This window comes from Biomaibacter acetigenes (genome assembly GCF_003691585.1).
In the GTDB taxonomy this organism is placed as follows: domain Bacteria; phylum Bacillota; class Thermosediminibacteria; order Thermosediminibacterales; family Tepidanaerobacteraceae; genus Biomaibacter; species Biomaibacter acetigenes.
Genome location: NZ_CP033169.1, coordinates 301,532 through 323,694, shown reverse-complemented (window position 1 = coordinate 323,694; position 22,163 = coordinate 301,532). Strand labels below are relative to the sequence as shown.

Here is a 22,163-nt window from a genome sequence, read left to right as displayed (position 1 = left end):
TAAATCTCTCCTCACAAGAGGGGCAAAAGCCCCTCTTATTATGGTTTATTAATTATAAGCAGTTTTTTCAGGATACTAAAGCCCTTACCATATATGTTGTCATCAAAATATATATTTGGTCCGCCGCTGTTTGAACCTACATAAGGATCGTGAATCTTGAAATTTGATTCATAAGCTTGTATAACGACATCTCCATCTAGTTTTGTATTGAGTTCTGTAGCATCATTTATTTCATTTTTATCATCTCCTATAGCTTCAGAGGTATATACGTTATTTAAATTTTGTATACTGTTTATATTGTAAGGCCCTGGAAGTGAACTATAAATGAATAAAATTGAGTGGTAATGATTTGTAGTTCCGGGTTTTAAAATCCTGCCAATTGGGTAATAGCCGTCATCAAGCCATGCGTCGGTAAGTTGGGCTTTTGTCTGATCGGTAGCGTTCGAAGCAAATTCTACTATCCTGTTAAAGGTTGTGCCGAATTTCTTGCAAAGAGCATAATAGTCAGATACATAAGTGTCGTTGTTATTAAGCTTGTATACTACATAGGGGTCTGCATTTGCATGAGCGATAGTCTCACCTGTTCTCTCATCATAAAATGAATCAACTGTCTTAAAACCCCATGTCTTAAAGTCCATAGCCATACATGAAATATTACAACCGGTACTCGCAATCTCAGATTTAATAGAGCTAGAAACATCTTCTACCCATGCTCCACCATAATCATCAGAAGAACTGGGATTTTGTCGAAAATAAGTAGGTGTTGCAAAAAGCAACTGACATTGTGCTAAAAATAAACAGTAGCATTAAAATAGGCACTTTATATTTCATGACTTTTCCTCCCAATAATTATTTTGTTCTTTACAAATCAACTTTTTTGCTATATGATTTTAACTGAATTTCTTTCTTTTTGAAGAAAGGTTATACAATACCTTTCTTCTTTTTAATTGGCCCCTTCAAGATTTCCGGAACATGGGGGGGATAAAACCTCCCCATACACATAGGTTCAATAGCAGCGACCGTACCAACAAGTGTGAATAAACATGCAGCACTTATTATAATTTTTCTTTTTAACAATTCTGTCATAATTTTTCACCTCCTTTCTATGTTTCCATGATTTCATTGTTCTTTTAATTTAGTTTATTGCCCGATTTTTTAAATATCAATTCAATGCTGTTATAGTGCGGGGGCACTTTAGACCCTGTGGCTTTGCGCCCCTACCTTTCTATAAGTTTGCCCTTATTGCTGATATTTATTTTTCTGGGCATTCTTTGCTTTCCTGATGGGTTTAATTGATTATGATCTTATCCGTTGTAGCGGTTGTTTCATCTTCCAATGAGCCGTCTTCCGCATAATGGTAGCTTTTAACCCGATAGTACTTGCCTCGGGACACCGGCACCGTCTTTGCCCCATACGCATAATCCGATTGATAATTCACAAAGGTATAATTTTTTAAGTCTATCCACGAAGACCCCGATTTTTTTCATTATATAGTCGCATGAACCCCCAAAAAGGTTTCAACATTATGTAAACATTTTAAAAATATTTTTTACAATCTTTTTGTGATATAATGGACATGCAGGGAAAGATTGTAAGGGGTGATTGAATTTTGGAAAACAGCGATCTATTTGAAATGCTTTATGACAAGTATTTTGATAAGATCTATAAGTCGACCTATATGATTACCCTCAACGATTCCATCGCCGAAGATGCCGTCCAGGAAGCTTTTATTGCGGCATTCAATAACTTTGATAGATTAAGAGATATAAAAAAATTTCATGCCTGGGTTGCCGTTATAGCTTCGAATAAAGCTATCGATATGATAAGAAAAAGTTCCAGAATATATCCCTCGGACCAAATAGATAATTTACAGCAAAAATATTATTTTGAAGATCCGTTAGACTTAATTCTTGATAAAGAAAATAAGCTGAAGATAATCAATGCTTTAAATAAGCTGAATTTATCCTACCGTCAAGTTGTAATATTAAGATACTATTATGACCTCCCATTTAAAGACATAGGAGAAGTTTTGGGTATTTCTGCAGCGGCAGTTAAAAGCAGATTTCATAGAGCAAAAAAACACATTAAAGAAATTGTTGGAATCCCAAAAATCACAGGAGGGGCGCGAAGTTATATGAAGGAATATAAAGATGAATTTGATATGTATTTTTCCGAACAGATAAAAAAAATTTCCGATGATATTATTTCACCGGATAAAAAGCGGATTTGGCTAAAAATAAAAAAAGAGCTCAATGTTTCAAAGAAGGTTAAAAAACAGGTGTGGGTAAAAAGAACACTGGCTGCCGCAGCCGTCCTGCTCGTATTTTTTATGGGATTTGTTGCAGGCACGGGTAACAGCGCCTTTGCAGGTCATGGTTTTTTCAAGACTATAAAAAGTTTTTTTGGAAACGTGGTTAATATTTCAGGCATTACTCAGACAGAAAAGGATACATTGCAGGGACAGAAAGAAACAAACGCCGTGAGTGAAAAAACCTATCGCAGTCCCGATGAGGTTCAAAAAATGCTGGATTATGAAATTGTATTTCCAGCATACATCCCCGATGGATATCGGCTTTCCGGAGTATTCATAAGAGATGAAAACAGCAGAATGTCTTCCATCGAGCTTAAATATGAAGCCAGTAACAATGACAGGTATTTCACCGTAGAGGAAACTCCAGTCACCAGACCCACCGCCTTTTCTTACAACTTCAGAAAAAACAACACCGATGTTAAAACAGTATATTTAAATGGTTTTGAGGCCACACTCATTTGGTTTAAAAAGAACGATACCCGCCAGCTCCTCTGGCATACACCGGCGATGTTCTACAGTATTTCCGGCCCTCTGGCGGAGGAGGAAATTATAAGCATAGGAAAATCTATAAGGTAAAACTAAGACCGGTTAAAAGCCGGTCTAATATTACAATAATATACTTAGCATTTATAGCAAAAACCTCCAGTAAGGAAATAAAAGGGTCAATTCATTTAAGAAGCCTTATTCTCGCTCTGTAGCAAGCCGATTTTTATCGATATGCAATGTAATAATTTCATTCTTTTGTGTATTTTTTTCATCCCATGTTATTATTGCTTCATACTTAAAATCTTCCTGCCCTCGGGGAATGCTTGTTTTTTGTTCTTTCTCTTCCTGTGATATGAAAATACCATTTTCAAACTTTGCAGATGTAGAATGAACGTTAATTGGAGATTTGAAGCAACAGTTGACGCTTTTTCCCTTTAGCTCATTTAAATTATTTCCTTTATAGATTAAAATCCAGTTTCTTTTAACTTTCATATAGTATTGATCTTTATTCTCACTATCCTTCTCCCAAATATCTGTATATTCATCAATATAATTTACTTTCCAATTTTGGCTTTCTCCTTTATAAGTTATTATGTTCTCATAATTAGACTCATTTAGTATCTTTTCTATTTCTTGATCTGCTTCTTTTTCAAAGCCAATACCGCAACCAACTAATAAGGAAACAAATAAAATAATGCTTAAAAGCACTGTTTTCTTCATCATAACCTCCATTCTGCCGCTACCGCTGGCAGCACAAATAGTAATGAACTCCATCAGGGTTCACTCATCAGTCCGCTTTTGGTAAATATGTATCTGAATGAATTTGACCAGCATGTGGCTGAATTCCAAAACGCCTTGACCACAATGAAAAGCGTAAACGGTCACCCGATTACAACCTTGTCTAATGTCCTTCTCCGACTCCATAGATTCTTCTTACAAAAGAATTCTTCTATCAGAGATATGTAGATGACATATTGGCTGGTATACATTTAACATGTATGCCAGCCATTTTTTACTTTCCTAAGAAAGTAAGTAAAAAGATTTTGTTCCAATTTTTGGATAATCTATTTTACCAAACATCCTGCAATCCTTCTTGTACTTCCCATGTACAATTCCAAGTTCTTGTTCCCATTTTACATGTTAATGTAACTTTACAAGCGTGACCTGACATGTAACTTATATGAACATATTCATCTTTCCAAGGTGGAACGAAACTTTTTGTCACTCCTTCCACCAGATTAAAAGATCGTCGCTCATTTGAAACTCTTCCACCATCTAAAGTGGAACCATCACAGAATACTAGCATTTGCGGGTTAGATACAGTTACGCTTTCATCTACTATTTCATAATAACCACGATATTCGTCAACAGCCATAAATTCTTCATTATTTTGCGTTGTTCTATAGTAATGAAATTTTGCGTAACCATATACACTAATACTTCCGTCATACCCTTCATCAGTTAACCATCCTATTTCGCTCAAAACACCTATATGATTATCCGACTTAAAAGATGTTTCATCTTTATAAGGATTCTTATATATTGAAATTATTGTAGCTATTCCTTCTTCGGTTATAGCCCCCGTTTTGACATTTTTCTTTTTCTCCAACACTTGATTAAATACCTTTAGTTCAATATTATCATCTTTATTTAATATTTTCAATGGGAGCTCGGATTGCTCTGGTTTAACTGCTAATTTCATTATCTGTTTTATATCTTTTATTTCTTTATTTTTAACTAAAACAATAGAATCATTTATATTATCTGGTACAGCTGCGTAAACGAAATTAAATGCCAACATACAAACCAACAAAGAAATTACTAATATTTTTTTTATTTGTGAGGTATACATCTGAACTCCTCCTTATAAATATTATTTTGAGAATCAACCGGAGCTATTAACTTTAAAGATAATTATCCAGCGGAACCACCCTCTCTCCCGTAAATTTTTCCCTTCTACTATATAAAATTACATCCACACCCAAAAATAACAACCTCTTGTACAAAAAAATTAAAAGAATATTTGAGCTTTTAAAATTCGTTTAGTATGGCATGAATTTAATTTTTATTCATCTTCCAATAATCATCCTTTAAATACTCTTTTCTCAAATTCTCCAGTGCTCTTTGTTTTAACTTATGCACTGCTTGCTGTGATATCCTCATCTTCTTGGCTGTTTCGGCTTCGGAGTAGCCTGATAAAATTGTATATATTACTGTTGCTTTCTGCTTTTTCGGCAGCCTTGACAATTTTTTTTGAGCTTCCATATCGCTGCAAATTTCTTCGGCTATATCAACATTTTCATCGGCTACCCGATCTATCATTTCTTCTTCATTGTCATCATAAACAGGGCAATTAAGAATAGATAGTTGTGTTTTGCTATATGTTTCATATTTATCGGCAAGGCGTTCGACTGCATATTTCATGGAGTTTTTTACCCATATTACAAGATTTGCTTCCAATAAATCCATATCATAATCTTCCTTCGGCCCCTTCCCCCTGTTATAAACTTCAGGATTGAATCTGTGAATGGCATTTATCAACCTTTCTGTTAGCTCCTCTGTGAAGTCATCATCATACCCCATTTGATAGCTGTATTTTCTTAACATTGGGCTAAATGTGTCAATCAGTTTTGCAAAAGCTTCCTCATCTCTCGATTTCATTTTTAATATCAATTCGCCGAGCCTTTCTTCATGTTTCATGTTTATCCCTCTTTCCGTGATAAAATCCGGGATAAAAAACCGTGCAAAAAGGCGCGGTGGATGAACCACTGCAGATATCCAACAAGCAGCCAGGCTGTCATAGTGGGTTTAATTGACTATGATCTTATCCGTTGTGGCTACTGTTTCATCTGTCAACGAGCCGTCTTCCGCATAATGGTAGCTTTAATCCGGTAATACTTGCCTTGAGACACCGGCACCGTCTTTATCCCGTATGCATAATCCGATTGATAATCACAAAGGTATAACTTTTTAAGTCTATCCACGAAGACCCCGATTTTTTTCATTATATAGTCGCATGAACCCCCAAAAAGGTTTCAACATTATGTAAACATTTTAAAAATATTTTTTACAATCTTTTTGTGATATAATGGACATGCAGGGAAAGATTGTAAGGGGTGATAGAATTTTGGAAAACAGCGATCTGTTTGAAATGCTTTATGACAAGTATTTTGATAAGATATATAAATCGACCTGTTTGATTACCCTCAACGATTCCATCGCCGAAGATGCCGTCCAGGAGGCTTTTATATCGGCATTCAACAACTTTGAGAAATTGAGAGATATAAAAAAATTTCATGCCTGGGTTGCCGTTATAGCTTCGAACAAAGCTATCGATATGATAAGAAAAAATTCCAGAATATATCCCTCGGACCAAATAGATAATTTACAGGAAAAATATTCTTTTGAAGATCCGTTAGACTTAATTCTTGATAAAGAAAATAAGCTGAAGATAATCAATGCTTTAAATAAGCTGAATTTAAAATACCGTCAAGTTGTAATATTAAGATACTATTATGACCTTCCATTTAAAGACATAGGAGAAGTTTTGGGTATTTCTGCATAGGAATCCCAAAAATCCCAGGAGTGGTGTGAAGTTGTATGAAGGAATATAAAGATGAATTTGATATGTATTTTTCCGAACAGATAAAAAAATTTCCGATGATATTGTTTCACCGGATAAAAAGCGGATATGGCCAAAAATAAAAAAAGAGCTCAGTGTTTCAAAGAAGGTTAAAAAACAGGTGTGGGTGAAAATGGTACTCGCTGCTGCAGCCGTCTTGCTCGTATTTTTTATGGGATTTGTTGCAGGTGCGGGTAGCAGCGCCTTTGCAGGTCATGGTTTTTTCAAGACTATAAAAAGTTTTTTTGGAAGCGTAGTTAATATTTCAGGCATCACTCAGACAGGCCAGGTATTTCACCATAGAGGAAACTCCGGTTACCAGGCCCACCGCCTTTTCTTTCAATTTCAGGAATAACGATGCTGAAGTTAAAACAGTGGAATTAATGGTTGTGGTTTCTTTTGTTGGGTTTGTTAGTTTTTACAGGGAATTATTGACTGTTTACGAAATTACTCATATTAAACATATTATCCTGCCCTGTATTAATGTCTGTTTTTTCCGGGATTCGCCGCAAGAAATTATTAGTGTCTGCAGAATGGTCTAAGGGGTTATCTTAAGCACTATTAGAAAGTAAATTCTCTGGTTCCATACTATGCTATTTTTGCGCCTCGATATAATGCAAACACTTCCCACGGCTTTACAGTAATCCTGTTTGAAATGCTCAATCGTTCATCATAATTTTTCAATAATATTTCATATACGTCAAGCTGGCCGTCAAGCTCGATTTCCCTAGTCTTTCCGCTGAAATTGCCCACAACAATAAGGCGTTCATCCTCGAATGTTCTCATGTAAGCAAAAATATCCTCATCATCAGGAAACAGCAGGTTGAAATCTCCTTCGGTGATAATTTCCATTTCCTTCCTGAGCCTGATTAACTTCTGGTACCAATAGTATATGGAATCCGGGCTTTTTCTGTCTTTTTCGGCATTGATTTCTTTATACCGCGGATTTACTTTCAGCCAGGGTCTTGCCGATGAAAATCCTGCGTTTTCCGAATCATCCCACTGAAACGGTGTGCGGGCATTGTCGCGGCCTTTCTTATGTACCGCTTCCATAAATTCATCATGTGTCATTGTCTTTTGTTCCTGCACAATTTCTCTGTATGCATTGTGTATTTCGATATCATTATAGTCTTCAAGGTTGTATCTGCAATTTGTCATGCCTATTTCTTCTCCCTGGTAAATAAAGGGGGTGCCCTGCATGAGATGCAGGATGCAAGCAAGCATCTTTGCGCTCTTTACTCTGTATTGCCCATCATCGCCCCACCTGGAAACAATCCTCGGCTGGTCATGGTTGTTCCAGTACAGGCTGTTCCAACCCTTTTTATACAGCGTTTTTTGCCATTTTTCAAATACCTTTTTGAGCCTGGGCAAATTCAGTTTAGCAATATCCCACTTGCCGTTCATGGAACCTGGCGCGCTGTCGATCTCCATATGTTCAAACGTGAATATCATGTTGAGTTTCCGTTCCCCGGGCGCAGTGTAGATAATCGCTTCCTCTGCCGTGGTAAACGGCGCCTCACCAACCGTTACGCAATCGTAGCGTGAAAAAACTTCACGGTTCATTTCCCTCAAAAACTCGTGTATCCTTGGGCCCCTTGCATACATGGGGCTTATTACATATTTTTCTCCATCCCGGCTCGGAAAATCTAAAAATGCGGTTTGCTTGGAGTAAAGATTGCATGTATCGATTCTCCAGCCGTCGACACCCATTTGCATCCACCAGTTCATCATGTCATATATCTTTCTTCGCACAAGATCATTTTCCCAGTTTAAATCCGGCTGATTTTTAGAAAACAGGTGAAGATAAAACTGCTCAGTATTTTCATCCCATTCCCAAGCAGATCCTGAAAAAAATGACCCCCAGTTGTTAGGTGGAATAGGTTTTCTGTTATCATCGTACCCTCTTGCGTCACGCCAAATATAAAAATCCCGATAAGGGTTATCCCTGGATTTTCTGGATTCCTTAAACCATATGTGTTCATCCGACGTATGGTTAACCACCAGATCCATCATCACTTTAATGCCTCGGCGGTGGGATTCTTGTAAAAGCTGCTTCATATCGTCAAGCGTTCCGAAAGGGGGATAAATCGAAAAATAATCGCTTATGTCGTATCCGTTGTCAGCCTGCGGCGATGCATAAACCGGATTGAGCCAGATAATATCAACTCCAAGTTCCTGCAGGTAGTCAAGTTTTTCAATAATTCCGCGCAAATCTCCTATGCCATCGTTGTTGGAATCCTTAAAGCTTTTGGGATATATCTGGTATACAACTGATTTTTTCCAAAAATCTGCCATTGTTTCTACCCCTCTTGTTGAATTTTTTTATTTTAAAAAAAGAAGAACTATTGTTTGACCGCTCCGGCCGTAATGCCCTTTATTATCTCCTTCTGTGCCAGGAAATAGAATATTATCACCGGAATGATTACCATGGTCAGGCCTGCCATCGCAAGGTGCCACTGTTTGGTGTACTGCCCGAAGAAATAAAATATCATGATGGGCAGTGTCTCCATCCCTTTTTTGTTGATTACAAGCGAAGGAAGCAGATAATCGTTCCATATCCAAATTATATTCAATATCGCCACCGTCACCGTGGTGGGCTTGAGGCTGGGAAAAATAATCATCCAGAATGCCTGGAATCTGCTGCATCCGTCAATGATCGCAGCTTCATCCAGCGACCTGGGTATGGATTTTAAAGCGCCGTGATAAAGGAATATGGCAAGGGGCGAGCCAAAGCCCAGATACATAAATACAAGCCCAATTCTGTTGAGCATATGCACCCTTCCAAATTCGGCCACAAGCGGCAGCATTACCGTCTGGAACGGTATCAGCATAGCTGTTGCAAAAACGAGAAACAGCACCGTGCTCGATTTGCTTTTGACACGCTCCAGGGCATAAGCCGCCATGGACGAAAAAGTGCATATCACAGCGACACTTGCAACGGTTATAATCAGGGAATTGAAAAATGTCGTGGCAATGTTGAGCTTTTCTGCTGCCGTGATATAGTTGTCAATCACCCATTTTGACGGCAGCCCCATAGTATTAATAAAAATGTCTCTCTGGGTCTTAAATGAATTGATCAGCACAATATAAAACGGGAACATCCATATGATTCCCAAAATCAAACCGATTGCGGCAAGAAATGCCTGCCCTGTTTTTCTGGTCATAACTCCACCTCCCGCTTCTTGTTGATGTACACCTGGGTAAGCGAAAATGTTGCAACTATTACGAGAAATATAACTGCCTTTATCTGTGCATATGCCATCATGCTCTCGCCAAATGCAGTCTGATATATATTGAGCGCAACCATCTGTGTCATGTTCCCGGGGCCGCCGTTGGTCAAAGCAAGGTTCTGGTCGAACAGCTTGAAACCGTTCGACAGAGTGATAAATAGATTTATGGTAAATGCCGGCGCAATAAGCGGGAATATTATATGCCTGAACCTCTGGAAGGGTGTGACGCCATCGATTTCTGCAGCCTCCAGCAATTCCTCGGGTATGCTTTCGATAAACGCAATATAAATTACCATGACATATGCCCCCATCTGCCACACAGCAAGTATTACCATCCCCCAGAACCCTGTATTCGGGTCGGCAAGCCAGCCGCTGAAGGCTTTTATGCCCGTAAATCTGGAAATCGAATCAAAAATGTCCACAAAAATAAACTGCCAGATAAAACCCAAAATGAGCCCGCCTATAAGATTTGGCATGAAGAATATTGTCCTGAGGGCATTTTTGCCCTTGATGTTGCGGGTAACCAGCATTGCAAGGGTTAATCCAACGGTATTTACAGCTATGACTGATACTGCGGAAAATTTGGCGGAAAACAGCAGCGAATGCCAGAACAATTTGTCATCCTTCAGCCTTGCATAGTTTTTCATTCCTATAAAGGTGGGATTGTTTATACCGGTCCAGTCCGTGAAGGAATACCATATTCCAATTGCAAGCGGTATGAAAACGACAATAACAAGCGAGACGAGACATACAGCCAGAAACATCCAGTACCATGCATTTTTGTTTTTTCTCTTTTTCATATGCAGGCATTCCCCTCTTTTTCTGAACGAATGGCCACAATATGAGGACGTGCGGTTTCGGCACGCCCTCTGTTAAATAAGCCTTTGATTATAATTATTTTATAATTATTTTCTTGCCTCCGCCCACGTCTTTTTGGCGTTATCAACCAGTTTATCCCATTCGAGCTGGCCGCTCACATAAAGCTGAATATCCTGGCCCAGCTTGTTCATCCCCCAACCGTCCGGGTATCCCATAAACACCCAGTTGATAGCTTTCCCCTGGCTGGCTGCCGCCAGAACCTGTTTTCCCAGAGGGTCGCTTACAGCATCCGAAGGATAGCCATTGTAAGCCGGGATGAATTTGAACTGCTCCATAACTATCTTCTTGCCTTCATCGGACAGATAAAGCCAGTCAATAAAGTCTTTTGCGGCCTTGAGCGTGTTTGGATCCTTGTTTTTGTTAAAAGCCCAGTACATGGGGACTCCAACGGGATAGCAGTCTTCTTTGTATCCGTAAACAGGATACGGAAGCATGCCTATCTTGTTCTGTGCAAAATCGGCATCCATCTTGCTCAGGTCAGGGAAAACCCAGTTACCCTGCTGGATAATTGCAACCCTGCCGGTGCCGAAGAGCTTTTGAACCTGCGCTGCATAATCAAGGCTCGCGGTGGGCTGTACTGAATATTTGTTCTGGAGGTCAAGCATCTTTTTCATGGCATCCTGGTATTTAAAATCTATGGTCTTGGCGTTGAACGCTTTCATTATGTCCCCGTCAAATTCCGGGGAAAAAAAGGCGTTTGACATATGAAGCCCGGTTACCCATGTTTCCTTTGCAGGAAGGGCAAATACCGCATCTATGCCGAGCTTTGACTTATTCGCATCAAGCGTTTTTACCGCCTCTTCAAGCTTTTCAAAAGTATTGATATCTTCTGCCTTTATACCGGCCTTGGTAAATATATCCTTGTTGTATATCAGCCCATACCCTTCGATGTTGTAAGGAAGCCCGTACGGCTTGCCATCGATCGTAACCCCTGTCAAAAGACCCGGAAGAGCCTGGCCGGCTGCCTTTGTGTCCGACACGTCTGCAAGCTTATCCTTCCAAATAGCAACATCCTGTGGGCCGCCGACATTGAATACCGCCGGCTCTTCTCCTGAATTGAATTTTGCCTTCAAAGCGGCTCCGTAATCGGTTCCACCGCCTACTGTAGTAACATTAATAGTCACATTTGGATGAGATTCGGTATACTTTTTTGCTGCGGATTCAAAAGCGTCTTTAAACTCCACCTTAAACTGGAAGACGTCCACTGTCACCTTTTCAGCCTGTGCAGCATTTTTCGATTCGGTATTCGCAGTCTTGCCCCCGCCGGAACAGCCGGAAAGCAAATAAACCGCCAGTACCAGTGTGAAAATCAAGCACATTAACCTTTTCATGCTTCTCCTCCTCTTTTTTTATGATTTTTGATCTCATCAGTCATGCTCCATTCCCAGAACCCGAAAGCAAAGCATGCGCGATGAGATCTACGGTAGCCGGTTCAAAATCGTCGAATCCCTGGCCAAAAGCCTGAAATCAACCCTGATATTTTTGATATCAACGGAATCACCCGAGAGAATCCGGCATATAGTTTCGGCAGCTTTCCTTCCAAGCTCAATTGAATTCACCGATATCGAAGTAATCGGCGGAATTGAAAGCCTGTTGTAAAGGCTGTCATTAAAACTGGCAACAGCGATATCATCGGGTATGTTCAATTTGTTTTGACGAATGCTATCCATTATCCCGGCACAGACTGTGTCATCGGTGATAATTACGGCATCGGGGCGCCTTTTAAGCTGCAGCAGCTCGGACATGGCCTCATAAGCCTTCCTGACTGTATCTATATCGAGCCTGACATACTCCTTGCGAAGCTCTGCGCCGTTTGATTCAATACACTTTTCATACCCTCTGAGCCTCTCCATAGTATATACGAAATTGCTCCCGCCCCCGATAAATGCGATATTCCTGCGATTTTGCCCGAGGATGTGTTTCGTAAGTTCAAAGGCCGCACCAAAGTTGTCGTTGTCAACCGAATATACATCGTCATATTCTACAGAGGTCCCTATAAGCACAAAAGGGAATTTGCTCTCGTGCAAAAATCTTATGCTCTGATCTTTTATATGTGACCTCATAAGAATTACCCCATCGACCTTGCATCTTGCCACGAGCTCCTTCAGCGCTGTGACTTCGTCCGGCCTTCCGGATGATATCAACACGTCGTATCCATTATCCGACACAACTGTGGATATGCCTCTCAATGCCTCCTGGAAAAATGTTGTGGAGTAAAACTCGTTATCCGAATCTGGTATCACAATGCCTATAGAATTTGAACGGTTTCGCGCAAGGCTTGTGGCTATGGCATTGGGCCTGTAACCCATTTCATCGACTATTTTCATAACTTTCTGCCTTGTTTTCTCGCTTATCCTTTTGTTTCCTGAAAGAACCCTCGACACGGTCGATTCGGAAACTCCGGCCGCCATTGCAACGTCTCTGATTTTTATCTGCTTATTTGACAATAAAATCAGCCCTCATTTCGTATATAACATGGTCAATTAAATTTGTGCAACCGCTTGCACAACCTATAATAATTATACAACTTTGATTTCAAAGTTGTCAAGACTGAAATTTTTCTGATATATTAATAAAAAGTGGCTACAAAGCAAAAACTGCCGGACAATTTCATACTGCCGGTTTTCTGTGGGTTTGAGGGGGGCGTTTTTCAATAGAAACTAATTAGTGGTTTCTTAGCTTAGAAATACTATATTCCTTATTTATCATTTTTCTGTTTTCAATTTATTTCATTTTTGTTGCAGGATTCCCAAGAAATGGAGAGATATGGGACGGTGGAATGTCACCATGGCAAGTACACGCCCCCTCGTTACGTAAAAAATCCCCCTCTACAGGGAGGGGGAAGTTGCCTTTGTGAATTCTTGTTTTGCTTTTTGCAGCAGCTCCGGTTTTACAGCAAGTTCCACTGCCAGCATCGCCATGGCTTTTGCCGATAGGAGTGCGGCTTCTTTTCCTCTGCTTGAGCCGGCTGCCTGGCAGAACTCAATGGAGTGAGGAGCCACATTTCTTTCGGCTATGGCTATGTGGGGATGAATGGCGGGAACCACCTGGCTTACATTGCCCATATCGGTAGAGCCAATGCCTTCTTCCTCATCGCTGATGTCGGAAACCCCCAGTTCTTTCAGGTTGTGTTTGAACATATCCGCCATGGTTTTATTGGTAATAAGATTATCGAAGGGCAGTTCGAAATTCTTATATGATAGTTTTGCGCCGGTGGCAAGTTCGGCCCCCTTAGCGCAGGCGATCACTTTTTCCTTTACTTTGAGCATGTAGCCTTTTTCTTTTGCCCTTACATAAAAGCGGGCTACGGCTCTGTCGGGGATGATGTTGGGGGCCTTGCCGCCTTCGGTGATTATGCCGTGAATCCTCACATCGGATTTAAGCTGCTGCCGTAGTGCATTTATACCGTTAAAAAGCATTATAACCGCATCCAGGGCGTTTATGCCCATATGGGGCGCTGCTGCTGCATGGGCGGCCTTGCCGGTATATGTGAACTCAATGGCTTCCATGGCAAGGGATGTGGAGTAAGCCGTCGTCTTATTGCCGGGGTGGACCATCATAGCCGCATCCACATCACGGAATATGCCCTTTTCTACCAGTAGCACTTTGGCTCCATCAGTTTCTTCTGCCGGAGAACCCACCAGCATCACTTCTCCGACCAGATCATTGCCCAGCTTTCCAAGGGCTGCTGCGGCCCCGAAGCTCGCAGCGGCTATGAGGTTGTGGCCGCAGGCATGGCCTATCTGGGGAAGGGCATCGTATTCCGCCAGCAGTGCTATGGTGGGCCCAGGCTTTGTGCCTTTCTTTGTAGCTATAAAGGCTGTGGGAAGTCCTTCCACATCTTTTACGGTAAATCCATAATTTGCTATCTTTTCCCTTAAAAGTTTTGAAGCCTTGAATTCCTGATTGCCCAACTCGGGATTCCTGTGTATCTCATCGGCTACCTCAAAAATATCGTTTTTGATTTCATCTACTTGCAAAACTACTTTCTCTTTTAAGCTCTCCAATGTGAAGACCCCTTTCTATATTATTTGCGGTCAAGCTTGAATAATGAAAACTTAAGCTCGACCCGCTATTTTTTAAGTTAACATAAATGAAAAAGTTAGTCAAAAATTTAACTCCATTTTTAATAAAAAACCGTGCCTTTTCATTGACAAAAGAGAGCCTTATAGGCTCTCGAGATATTTTCCGGCTTCTACGGCGGCTATGGCCCCATCGGCCACGGCGGTGACCACCTGACGCAGGGATTTTTGCCTGACATCTCCTGCCGCATAAAGGCCCGGGACACCGGTCCCCATATTTTCATCGGTTATTATATAACCCTGCTCATTTAATTTTACCAGGTCTTTTACAAAAGATGTATTGGGAACAAGGCCGATGGCTACGAAAACCCCGTTTACTAAGACCGAGGTTTTTTCACCGGTCTTCACGTTTTTTACTATTACTTCTTCCACCATGTCCTGACCCTTTATTTCATCCACTACAGAATTCCAGATGAATTTAATTTTTTCGTTTTTAAAGGCCCGTTCCTGCAGTATCTTTGTGGCTCGCAGCTGATCCCTGCGGTGCACCACCTTGATGCTTTCGGCAAATCTTGTGAGGTATAGGGCTTCTTCAATGGCCGTATCCCCGCCACCCACCATCATGATGGGCTTGTCGGTGTAAAAGGCCCCATCACAGGTGGCACAGTATGATACACCACGGCCGGTGTATTCCTTTTCGCCTTTAACTCCCAGCTTCCTGGATTCGGCTCCCATGGCCAGGATGACGGTTTTTGCCTCTAGAGTCTCTCCTGTTAGCTGGATGATAAATTTTTCGTTCTCTTTTTTTATACCTATTACATCGCCATTTAAAAGCTCCGCCCCGAATTTTTCCGCCTGGGCCTTCATGTTGTCGGTGAGCTCGGAACCGCCGATGCCCTCATTAAAACCGGGATAGTTTTCGATACGGTCGGTGATGGCCGCCTGCCCTCCCGGATACATCTTCTCCACTATGACGGTGGATAGTTTCGCCCTGGCAGCATAGATCCCCGCCGAAAGCCCTGCCGGCCCGGCACCGATTATAGCAACATCTTTCACAAATATTCCTCCATTTCCTGTCTTATATTTATCTATATGAATATATTAATATATCTCGACTTATTTTTCAATCCTTATTATATCCTTATCCTGACAGTGTTAAAATAATGTGTCAATTAAAGTTCAAGAATTTTTTTCATATATCATCAAGTCCTTCTTTTTTATTGTATCATTTCTTTTTATTTAATCAACCGCTTCTTTTTCTATTCCGATGCCAACCACGCAGGAAGCATTCAGTTGGCCGATCAAAAAAAAAAGAAGGACTCTGTCCTTCTTTTACCTCTTGGAGAACTGCGGAGCGCGGCGGGCCTTCTTGAGGCCGTATTTCTTGCGTTCCTTCATTCTCGGGTCTCTTGTCAAAAATCCTTCTTTTTTGAGCACGGGTCTAAATTCTTCATCGATCTTTAAAAGCGCTCTGGCGATACCATGCCGCACGGCTCCGGCCTGGCCGGTGAATCCGCCGCCTTTCACGCTGGCGATCACATCGAACCTGCCTGCTGTATTGGTCACTTCCAGCGGCTTTTTTACATCCACCTTCAGGGTCTCAAGCCCAAAGTATTCATCCAGGGGCCTTCTGTTCACAATTATTTTACCGCTACCCGGTGTAACCCATACCTTGGCGACGGATGTCTTCCTTCTTCCCGTAGCAAGAACTGCCTGTTTCATTGCTCTCCTCCTTCCTGTTAAATATCAACGGATAATGACTTCGGCTGCTGTGCTTCGTGAGGATGTTCCTGACCTCTGTAAATCCTCAATTTTTTAATCATTCTGCGGCCCAGGGAGTTGTGCGGAAGCATGCCCCAGATGGCCTTGTATACGGCCTTTTCAGGACTCCTTTTCAGGAAACTCCGGTAAGTTTCGGTCTTGATGCCGCCGGGATACATGGAATGGCGGATATACAGCTTTTTATCCAGCTTTTTTCCCGTAAGCACCACTTTATCTGCATTCACTATTATCACGTGGTCGCCTGTATCAACATGGGGAGTATATGTGGGTTTATGTTTTCCCCTCAAAATCATGGCCACCTTAGCCGCCAACCTCCCCAGAGGTTTGTCCGTGGCGTCTATTACGAACCAGTCTCTTTTAACTTCTTCCTTTTTTGCCATGAACGTGCTCATCTTTTTCCCTCCTCGTGAAACCATAGAATTATTTTATTATACGTTAAATTTTGTGTCAAGCCGTTAATATACCACTTTCAAAAGGCATAACCCCTGCGGTGGAAGGGTCTTTCCCGCTCTATCTCTGTCGCCGGACCTGATGATTGATGCCACTTCCCCGGGGTTGATCTTGTGGAGTCCTGCATCCAGCAGTGTCCCGGCTATGATCCTTACCATGTTGTATAAAAAACCATTGGCTTCAATTTCAATTTTTATAAGGTCCTGACAGCGGTTAATCTCAAGGCGGTTAATCTGCCTCACCGAAGACTTCACGGGACTCCCTGACGCCCTGAAAGCCGAAAAATCATGCAATCCCACAAATTGGCTCGCCGCTTCTTTCATGGCGCCCATGTCCAGGGGTAGTGGAAAAAAGTAAGTGTAATTACGCAAAAGCGGCGACGGAAAGGGAGCGTTATAAATGGTGTAGCTGTAGACCTTGGCCTTTGCTGAAAGTCTTGCATGAAATTCTTCTGGTACCATCCGGGCTTCTTTGACCACTATATCATCCGGAAGCCTGCTGTTTATGGCATAGGGCAGTTTTTCCACCGGTATGCGGGTATTGGTCTTGAAATTGGCCACCTGCCCGGCGGCATGCACTCCGGCATCGGTTCTACCCGCTCCGGTGACCCTGATTTTTTCTCCCGTTATGGCACTTATGGCTTCTTCCAGCACTTCCTGGATGGACCTGGCGTTTTTCTGCCTCTGCCAGCCGTGGTAATTGGTACCGTCATATTCCAGAAGTATCTTTACATTCATAAGCCTCCACCTACCATATAAAGCGGCTGGCTATTCCACCCAGAACAATAATCAAAAAAACTATATATGTTATAAAATCAAGCCTGGACATTCTCAGTTCTTTCATGCGGGTCCTGTTTTCCCCTCCCCGGTAGCACCGGGCTTCCATGGCCATGGCCAGGTCGTCGGCCCTCCTGAAGGCACTGATGAACAGCGGCACCAGCAGCGGCACCATGTTTTTTGCCCGCCTTATTATGTTTCCGCTTTCGAAGTCTGCTCCCCGAGCCATCTGGGCCTTCATGATCTTGTCGGTTTCCTCCAAAAGTGTGGGAATAAACCTCAATGCTATGGTCATCATCATGGCCAGTTCATGAGCAGGAACTCCAATCTTTTTGGCAGGCGAAAGCAACTTTTCAATACCATCGGTCAACGCTATAGGGGATGTGGTCAGTGTCAGCAGCGATGTACCAACAATGAGCAGCACCAGCCTTATAGCCATAAAGGACCCCTGGTACAGACCCTCGTACGTCACATCAAAGGGACCTATCTGATAAAGTACGGTTCCCTTGATCATGAATACATTTAAAATAAAGGTTAATACTATTATCACTATGAGAGGCCTCAAGCCTTTAACCATGTATCGCAGGGATATTCCCGAAAGCACCGATGCCAGCAGTATGAAGACTATGGGGAATAGATAACCCTCAAAATTGTTTAAAATGAACAGCAGAATCATATAAACCAGGGTTATTATGATTTTTGTCCTGGGGTCCAGGCGATGCACTATGGAATTCCCCGGTATATACTGACCTATGGTTATCTCACGCACTGCCCTTCCTCCTTATGGCCTTCAAAATCTCGACCCCGGCTTCTTCCACCGTTAAAATATCCCCCGCGACGGCCTTGCCTTTTTCCCTCAATCTCAGCATAAGTTCAGTAATCTGAGGTATACCCAGCCCCATGGCGGTAAGTCCCCTGTAGTCTCCGAAAATTTCCCGGGGAGGACCCGATTTTATCATTTTGCCCCGGTGCATCACCGCAATCTTATCCACCAGTTTGGCTATGTCTTCCATGCTGTGGGAAACAAGGATAACGGTTATATTTCGTTTTTTTCTTAAGGTCACTATTTCATCCAGAATCTCATCGCGCCCCCTGGGGTCCAGGCCTGCGGTGGGCTCATCGAGAATAAGCACTTCGGGGTTCATGGCCAAAACTCCGGCTATAGCCACCCTTCTCATCTGACCGCCGCTGAGCTCGAAAGGAGATTTGTCTTTTACCTCTCCATAATTTAAACCTACCAGTTCCAGGGCTTCCCTTACTCTTTTTTCTACCTGTTCTTCCGAGAGGTTCATGTTCCTGGGTCCAAAGGCCACATCTTTTTCCACGGTTTCCTCAAATAATTGGTGTTCCGGGTATTGAAATACCAGACCTACCTTCTGCCTGATATTCTTTATGTTCACACCTTTACTGTGGAGATTTACGCCATCCACTATGATCTCCCCGGATGTGGGTTTTAAAAGACCATTTAGATGCTGTATGAGGGTGGATTTTCCCGAGCCTGTATGGCCTATAAGTCCCCAGAATTCTCCATCCGCAATTTCCCAGTTTACATCTTTCAGGGCCACGGATTCAAAGGGAGTTCCCGGCATATATACATGTGTAAGGTTTCTTACAACAATTGACATAGGCAGTCCACCATTTCCTCTAATGTCAGAATATCAGGCCTTATTTTTATACCTGCATTCTTTAGCTGATGAGCCAGTTCGGTTACCTGCGGAACATCCAGGCCTATGCTTTTTAATCTGTCTACTCTGGAAAACACCTGGCTCGGAGTTCCCTCCAGCACAATCTGCCCCTTTTCCATGGCTATAACCCTGTCCGCCTGGACTGCCTCATCCATGAAATGGGTTATGAGCACGATGGTCTTGCCCTCTTCTTTGTTGAGCTTCTTAACCGTCGTTATTACCTCTTTTCTCCCCACGGGATCCAGCATGGCGGTGGGTTCATCCAGAATTATACACTGGGGCTTCATGGCCAGGATCCCTGCAATGGCAACCCGCTGTTTCTGCCCCCCAGACAACAGATGGGGGGCCTTACGGGCAAACTCGGATAACTCAACGGCTTCAAGTGCCTGCTTTACGCGCTTTCTGATCTCTTCCGGCGGTATTCCGAGGTTTTCCGGGCCAAAGGCCACATCTTCTTCCACCACGGTAGCCACGATCTGGTTGTCCGGGTTCTGAAAGACCATTCCCGCTTTCTGCCTTACCTTCCAGATATCATCTTTGTTCGCGGTATTTAATCCATCTACATATATTTCCCCTTTTGTGGGTATGAAAATACCATTAAAAAGTTTGGCAAGAGTAGATTTTCCCGAGCCGTTAGGACCGATGATGGCTACAAATTCCCCTTTATTGATTGTCAAATTTATATTTTTCAGAGCCAGGTCACTGCCCTGAGTATATTGATAATATACGCCCTGGGCGATGATTTCGGCGGTCAATGATGCCGCCCCCTTTACAAGTTATGCCTGATTATATTGGGGACATTCCTCCGCCTCCCCCTATATCGGAAGCCAGATGTCAGAAGTCGGATGTCGGAATTGAGGGATTTGCCTTTTCGGCAAATCCAACTTAATCTGACCTCTGAACACCGACCTCTGCTAAAAGAAGGTGTGTCCCCTAACATCTATACAAGCTCCATTACTACCATGGGTGAAGAATCTCCCCTGCGGGGACCGATTTTTACAATTCGGATATACCCGCCGTTTTTCTCCTGATACTTGGGAGCAACTTTGTCGAAAAGATTTTTTACGGTGGTTTCATCCAAAACCTCTGCCAGCACCATCCTTCTTGATGCCAGGTCGTGCCTTTTTGCCAGTGTAATCATCTTTTCGGCAATTCGGCGAACTTCCTTGGCCCGGGTCTCGGTAGTGATTATTCTCCCATGTTTTAATAATGATGTCACCAGATTCTTGAGCATCATTTTGCGGTGTCCGGTTGATCTGCCCAATTTCCTCATCTTCTTGACCTCCTTAACTGTCCTCCGATTGTTTTAGCGCCAAACCAAATGCAGCCAGTTTTTCTTCCACTTCCTCCAGAGACTTTCTGCCAAGATTTCTTACTTTCATCATATCTTCCGATGTCCTCTGTATGAGTTCCTGGATGGTATTTATCCCCGCCCTCTTGAGGCAGTTGTAAGACCTGACCGATAGGTCCAGCTCCTCTATGGGCATTTCCAGTATCTTTTCCCTATCATCCTTTTCCTTTTCCACAGGAATTTCCGGACTTTTTACCTTGCTGGTCAGGCCCACGAACAGGTTAAAGTGCTCAATGAGGATCTTCGCCGCAGCGCTCACAGCTTCATCGGGTTTTATGGTACCATTGGTCCATACTTCCAGGGTCAGCTTGTCATAGTCGGTCCTCTGCCCCACCCTTGTATGCTCCACTGAAAAATTCACCTTCTGTACGGGGGTGAATATGGAGTCGACAGCTATAACCCCTATGGGTTGATTTGGTTTTTTATTCCTGTCCGCAGTTACATAGCCCTTGCCTTTTTCAAGGGTAAGTTCCATGAAAAGCCTTCCGTCTTTATCCAGTGTAGCGATATGGTGGTCAGGATTAATGATTTCCACGTCGGCATCGGTAATGATGTCTCCGGCTTTTACTTCACATTCGCCGCTGGCTTCAATCCTCAATAGCTTGGGTTCATCGCTGTGCATCAATATGGCCAGGCCCTTGATATTCATAATGATCTCCGTGGTGTCTTCCGTAACCCCCGGAATTGTCGAAAACTCATGCTGCACCCCTTCGATCTTGATAGAAGTGACAGCGGCTCCAGGTAATGATGATAAAAGTACACGACGCATGGAGTTGCCAAGGGTTGTGCCGTAGCCTCTCTCCAGCGGTTCCAATACTACCTTGCCGTAAGTATCATCCGCGCTTACCTCTACCAACTCAATCCTCGGCTTTTCAATTTCCATCATCTAATGTGTTACCCTCCTTAAATTAAAGATTTTAGATGAGGGTTAATTACTTGGAGTAGAGCTCTACTATGAGATGTTCTTGAATCGGAACATCAATGTCCTCACGCTTGGGCAGGCTGACAACTTCCCCCGTCAGGGTCTCAAAGTTTACCGACAGCCAGCCGGGAACGACTTTGGATGCTCCTGCTTCGGATATTTCCTTGAAAAATGGAAGACTTCTGCTTTTTTCCCTGATTGAAACTATATCTTTTTCTCTGACCTGGTAAGAAGGAATTGTAACCCTCCGGCCGTTTACCTCCACATGGCCGTATCTAACGAGCTGCCTTGCCTGCGGCCTGGATGAAGCAAATCCCATCCTGTAAACCACATTGTCAAGGCGGGTCTCGAGAAGCCTTAAAAGATTTTCACCGGTAACACCTTTCTGGCTTACTGCCCTGTCAAAGTAATTTTTAAACTGCCTTTCCAGAACTCCATATATTCTTCTTGCCTTCTGTTTTTCCCTGAGCTGCACACCATATTCCGACAGCTTGCGCCTCATCTGCCCATGCTGGCCGGGAGCATAACCCCTTCTGTCAATGGCGCATTTGGGAGAATAGCAGCGGTCCCCCTTAAGGTATAGCTTCATACCTTCACGGCGGCACAGTCTGCATACGGCATCTTTGTATCTCGCCATTTACTTCTAC

24 protein-coding genes and 1 riboswitch are annotated in these 22,163 nt (G+C 42.7%); of the genes, 3 read left to right on the top strand and 21 right to left on the bottom strand.

What is annotated here, in order from left to right:
- Positions 1–38: 38 nt before the first annotated feature.
- Positions 39–776 (bottom strand): hypothetical protein, encoded by a 738-nt coding sequence (locus D2962_RS01535; protein ID WP_162991047.1) that lies wholly within the window; start codon positions 774–776, stop codon positions 39–41.
- A 145-nt stretch (positions 777–921) separates the two neighbouring features.
- Entirely contained in the window at positions 922–1,086 is a 165-nt protein-coding gene (locus D2962_RS17375) for a hypothetical protein (protein WP_162991046.1), read from the bottom strand.
- A 72-nt stretch (positions 1,087–1,158) separates the two neighbouring features.
- Positions 1,159–1,248: riboswitch (cyclic di-GMP riboswitch) on the bottom strand.
- A 361-nt stretch (positions 1,249–1,609) separates the two neighbouring features.
- Between D2962_RS17375 and D2962_RS01530 the strand changes: the two genes are divergently transcribed.
- Positions 1,610–2,887, top strand: coding sequence for a sigma-70 family RNA polymerase sigma factor (locus D2962_RS01530; RefSeq protein WP_122013896.1), 1,278 nt, complete (start codon positions 1,610–1,612; stop codon positions 2,885–2,887).
- Between the two features lie 105 nt (positions 2,888–2,992).
- On the opposite strand, the gene D2962_RS01525 is transcribed toward D2962_RS01530, so the two are convergent.
- The 3 genes from D2962_RS01525 to D2962_RS01515 all read right to left on the bottom strand — a co-directional run bounded on the left by D2962_RS01525 (position 2,993) and on the right by D2962_RS01515 (position 5,497).
- Positions 2,993–3,571 (bottom strand): hypothetical protein, encoded by a 579-nt coding sequence (locus D2962_RS01525; RefSeq protein ID WP_162991045.1) that lies wholly within the window; start codon positions 3,569–3,571, stop codon positions 2,993–2,995.
- A gap of 295 nt (positions 3,572–3,866) precedes the next feature.
- Complete coding sequence (locus D2962_RS01520; protein ID WP_120768197.1) at positions 3,867–4,649, bottom strand: hypothetical protein; 783 nt, start codon at positions 4,647–4,649, stop codon at positions 3,867–3,869.
- Between the two features lie 206 nt (positions 4,650–4,855).
- A complete protein-coding gene (locus D2962_RS01515; RefSeq protein ID WP_122013895.1) occupies positions 4,856–5,497 on the bottom strand; it encodes an RNA polymerase sigma factor in 642 nt (213 codons plus the stop codon).
- Between the two features lie 427 nt (positions 5,498–5,924).
- On the opposite strand from D2962_RS01515, the gene D2962_RS01510 reads away from it, so the two are divergent.
- Both D2962_RS01510 and D2962_RS01505 read left to right on the top strand, forming a co-directional pair.
- The gene (locus tag D2962_RS01510) at positions 5,925–6,362 is read left to right on the top strand and encodes an RNA polymerase sigma factor (RefSeq protein WP_162991044.1); all 438 of its coding nucleotides are present in this window, start codon (positions 5,925–5,927) and stop codon (positions 6,360–6,362) included.
- A 178-nt stretch (positions 6,363–6,540) separates the two neighbouring features.
- Positions 6,541–6,774 (top strand): hypothetical protein, encoded by a 234-nt coding sequence (locus D2962_RS01505; RefSeq protein WP_122013893.1) that lies wholly within the window; start codon positions 6,541–6,543, stop codon positions 6,772–6,774.
- A 233-nt stretch (positions 6,775–7,007) separates the two neighbouring features.
- On the opposite strand, the gene D2962_RS01500 is transcribed toward D2962_RS01505, so the two are convergent.
- From D2962_RS01500 to rpsD, 16 genes are all read right to left on the bottom strand, one after another.
- Entirely contained in the window at positions 7,008–8,714 is a 1,707-nt protein-coding gene (locus D2962_RS01500) for a glycoside hydrolase family 13 protein (RefSeq protein ID WP_122013892.1), read from the bottom strand.
- A gap of 47 nt (positions 8,715–8,761) precedes the next feature.
- The gene (locus tag D2962_RS01495; RefSeq protein WP_120768189.1) at positions 8,762–9,583 is read right to left on the bottom strand and encodes a carbohydrate ABC transporter permease; all 822 of its coding nucleotides are present in this window, start codon (positions 9,581–9,583) and stop codon (positions 8,762–8,764) included.
- On the bottom strand, positions 9,580–10,449 hold the full coding sequence (locus tag D2962_RS01490) for a carbohydrate ABC transporter permease (protein WP_122013891.1): 870 nt from the start codon (positions 10,447–10,449) through the stop codon (positions 9,580–9,582). The genes D2962_RS01495 and D2962_RS01490 overlap by 4 nt, the downstream gene beginning before the upstream one ends.
- A 105-nt stretch (positions 10,450–10,554) precedes the next feature.
- Positions 10,555–11,859: an ABC transporter substrate-binding protein gene (locus D2962_RS01485; protein WP_122013890.1), complete on the bottom strand. Its 1,305-nt coding sequence runs from the start codon at positions 11,857–11,859 to the stop codon at positions 10,555–10,557.
- Between the two features lie 87 nt (positions 11,860–11,946).
- The gene (locus D2962_RS01480; RefSeq protein ID WP_122013889.1) at positions 11,947–12,975 is read right to left on the bottom strand and encodes a LacI family DNA-binding transcriptional regulator; all 1,029 of its coding nucleotides are present in this window, start codon (positions 12,973–12,975) and stop codon (positions 11,947–11,949) included.
- 381 nt (positions 12,976–13,356) lie between these two features.
- A complete protein-coding gene (locus D2962_RS01475) occupies positions 13,357–14,535 on the bottom strand; it encodes a M20 family metallopeptidase (RefSeq protein WP_122013888.1) in 1,179 nt (392 codons plus the stop codon).
- Positions 14,536–14,694: 159 nt separating this feature from the next.
- Positions 14,695–15,606 (bottom strand): thioredoxin-disulfide reductase, encoded by a 912-nt coding sequence (gene trxB / locus D2962_RS01470; RefSeq protein ID WP_122013887.1) that lies wholly within the window; start codon positions 15,604–15,606, stop codon positions 14,695–14,697.
- A gap of 276 nt (positions 15,607–15,882) precedes the next feature.
- The gene (rpsI, locus tag D2962_RS01465; protein WP_120768176.1) at positions 15,883–16,272 is read right to left on the bottom strand and encodes a 30S ribosomal protein S9; all 390 of its coding nucleotides are present in this window, start codon (positions 16,270–16,272) and stop codon (positions 15,883–15,885) included.
- A 17-nt stretch (positions 16,273–16,289) separates the two neighbouring features.
- A complete protein-coding gene (gene rplM / locus D2962_RS01460; protein ID WP_120768174.1) occupies positions 16,290–16,724 on the bottom strand; it encodes a 50S ribosomal protein L13 in 435 nt (144 codons plus the stop codon).
- Between the two features lie 63 nt (positions 16,725–16,787).
- On the bottom strand, positions 16,788–17,519 hold the full coding sequence (truA, locus tag D2962_RS01455) for a tRNA pseudouridine(38-40) synthase TruA (RefSeq protein ID WP_122013886.1): 732 nt from the start codon (positions 17,517–17,519) through the stop codon (positions 16,788–16,790).
- Positions 17,520–17,529: 10 nt separating this feature from the next.
- Positions 17,530–18,327, bottom strand: coding sequence for an energy-coupling factor transporter transmembrane component T family protein (locus tag D2962_RS01450; RefSeq protein ID WP_122013885.1), 798 nt, complete (start codon positions 18,325–18,327; stop codon positions 17,530–17,532).
- Positions 18,320–19,183, bottom strand: coding sequence for an energy-coupling factor transporter ATPase (locus tag D2962_RS01445; protein ID WP_122013884.1), 864 nt, complete (start codon positions 19,181–19,183; stop codon positions 18,320–18,322). Before D2962_RS01445 ends, D2962_RS01450 begins: the two co-directional genes overlap by 8 nt.
- A complete protein-coding gene (locus D2962_RS01440) occupies positions 19,168–19,998 on the bottom strand; it encodes an energy-coupling factor transporter ATPase (protein ID WP_122013883.1) in 831 nt (276 codons plus the stop codon). Before D2962_RS01440 ends, D2962_RS01445 begins: the two co-directional genes overlap by 16 nt.
- Positions 19,999–20,183: 185 nt before the next feature.
- Complete coding sequence (rplQ, locus tag D2962_RS01435) at positions 20,184–20,516, bottom strand: 50S ribosomal protein L17 (protein WP_122013882.1); 333 nt, start codon at positions 20,514–20,516, stop codon at positions 20,184–20,186.
- A gap of 13 nt (positions 20,517–20,529) precedes the next feature.
- A complete protein-coding gene (locus tag D2962_RS01430) occupies positions 20,530–21,480 on the bottom strand; it encodes a DNA-directed RNA polymerase subunit alpha (RefSeq protein ID WP_120768161.1) in 951 nt (316 codons plus the stop codon).
- Between the two features lie 46 nt (positions 21,481–21,526).
- Entirely contained in the window at positions 21,527–22,153 is a 627-nt protein-coding gene (gene rpsD, locus D2962_RS01425) for a 30S ribosomal protein S4 (protein ID WP_120768159.1), read from the bottom strand.
- Between the last annotated feature and the right edge of the window lie 10 nt (positions 22,154–22,163).